Origin of the sequence: Pseudomonas sp. (assembly GCF_050739995.1) — a bacterium.
Taxonomy (GTDB): Bacteria; Pseudomonadota; Gammaproteobacteria; order Pseudomonadales; family Pseudomonadaceae; genus Aquipseudomonas.
Map to the genome: position 1 here is coordinate 1 of NZ_JBOICG010000151.1, position 1,701 is coordinate 1,701.

Here is a 1,701-nt window from a genome sequence, read left to right on the forward strand (position 1 = left end):
GCTCCCACACAAGCCCACACATGTTTGCTTAGCGCTTACAACAGGCCGCCGCCGTCGATGTCGATCACGGCGCCGGTTATAAAGCCATTTTCCATAGCCAGTACATACCCCGCTGCCACTTCTTCGGCCTGCCCCACGCGCCCGACCGACAGTGTCTCCCCAGCCTTGGCAAACATCGCCAACCGCTGCTCTTCTGCCAACCCCGCATACGCCGGTGTATCAATCACCCCCGGGCTGATCACATTGACCCGCCGTGGCGCCAGTTCCTTGGCCAGCTGTTTGCCCAGCGCTTCGGTTGCGGCGTTGATGCCGGTCTTGATGAATTGGCCGGGCGCCAACTTGCGCCCCAGTTGACCCGACGTCAGGCTGATGCTGCCGTGCTCATGCAAATACGGCAGCGCCTGCTGGATGGCGCGCAAGGCGCCCCAGAGTTTCACATTGAAATTGTCCTGGGCCTCGATCAGGTCGGTATCGACCAGTGGCTTGGCGTGCACCGACGGGCCGGACGTATACACCAAGTGATCAAAGTGCCCTACCGTCTCGAACAGACGCTGCAAGGATGCGGCGTCGGTGACGTCGACCGGTTCGCTACGCAGGCCATTGTCGACACCGGAAGTCAGTCGGCGACCCGCCAGCACTACGTGCGCACCCTGGGCGGTGGCGGCCTTGGCCACTGCGGCACCAATACCGCTGCTACCGCCGATCACGATGACCGTTTTGCCGTTGAGAGAAGAAGCCATGGGGAAAATTCCTGGATGAGAAAGTGAGCGTTCATCTTCCACGCTTGGCAATCGGCGAAAAATCCCGGTAAAACGACAAGATCTTTAAAAGGTTTTTACAAATGAGCTCGACACTCGACCTGGAGGTCTTCGTACGCACCGCCGATACCGGCAGCTTATCGGCTGCCGCACGCGGGCTGGGCTTGACGCCAGCCGCAGCGAGTATCGCCCTCAAGCGCCTGGAAACCCGCCTCGGCGTACGCTTGCTCGCACGCTCCACCCGCAGCATGCGCTTGACCGAGGAAGGTCGCCGTTATCTGGACAGCGTGCGGGTCGCGCTGGAAGCCCTGTCGGAAGGCGAGCATGCCATCAAGCAGCAGGGCCAAAGCCTCAGCGGCTTGCTGCAGTTGGCGGCGCCCTCGGATTTTGGGCGCAATGTGCTGCTGGGTTGGCTGGATGAGTTCAAGCTCGAGCACCCGAACATCCGCCTGCAACTGCTGCTCAACGACAGCAATGCCGACCTGTTCCGTGACACCGTCGACATCGCCCTGCGCTTCGGTGTACCCAGGGACTCCAGCCTGGTAGCGCTGCCGGTGGTCCCCGGCCATCGGCGCATCCCCTGCGCCAGCCCCGATTACCTGGCGCGTTACGGCATACCGCAGACACCTGCGGATTTGGCCCGGCACAGTACGTTGCGCTATATGCGCCGCGGGCAGGCCAATAACACCTGGTATTTCCGTCAGGGCACGCTGCTTCAGGAAGTCGAGGTCACGGGCGACTATCTCAGCGATGACGGTGAAATCGTCCGGCGCTGGGCATTGGCCGGCCACGGCATCGCCTATAAGGCCAATCTGGATATCGCACGGGATATCAAGGCCGGGCGACTGGTAGCGCTACTGCCTGACTGGCAAGGCGAACCGACCCCCTTCAACCTGATGTGCCCACATCGCCTGCAAGTGTCGGAGCGGGTGAAAGTGCTGCA

At 61.8% G+C, this 1,701-nt stretch carries 2 protein-coding genes; one reads left to right on the plus strand and one right to left on the minus strand.

Annotation, left to right across the window (positions count from 1 at the left end; all coding sequences use genetic code 11):
- Positions 1–35: 35 nt before the first annotated feature.
- Positions 36–740, minus strand: coding sequence for an SDR family oxidoreductase (locus tag ACRESD_RS05270; RefSeq protein WP_431749958.1), 705 nt, complete (start codon positions 738–740; stop codon positions 36–38).
- A 101-nt stretch (positions 741–841) separates the two neighbouring features.
- Between ACRESD_RS05270 and ACRESD_RS05275 the strand changes: the two genes are divergently transcribed.
- Positions 842–1,701, plus strand: an 860-nt coding sequence (locus tag ACRESD_RS05275; RefSeq protein ID WP_431749959.1) for a LysR family transcriptional regulator, incomplete at its 3' end; no start/stop codon positions are given.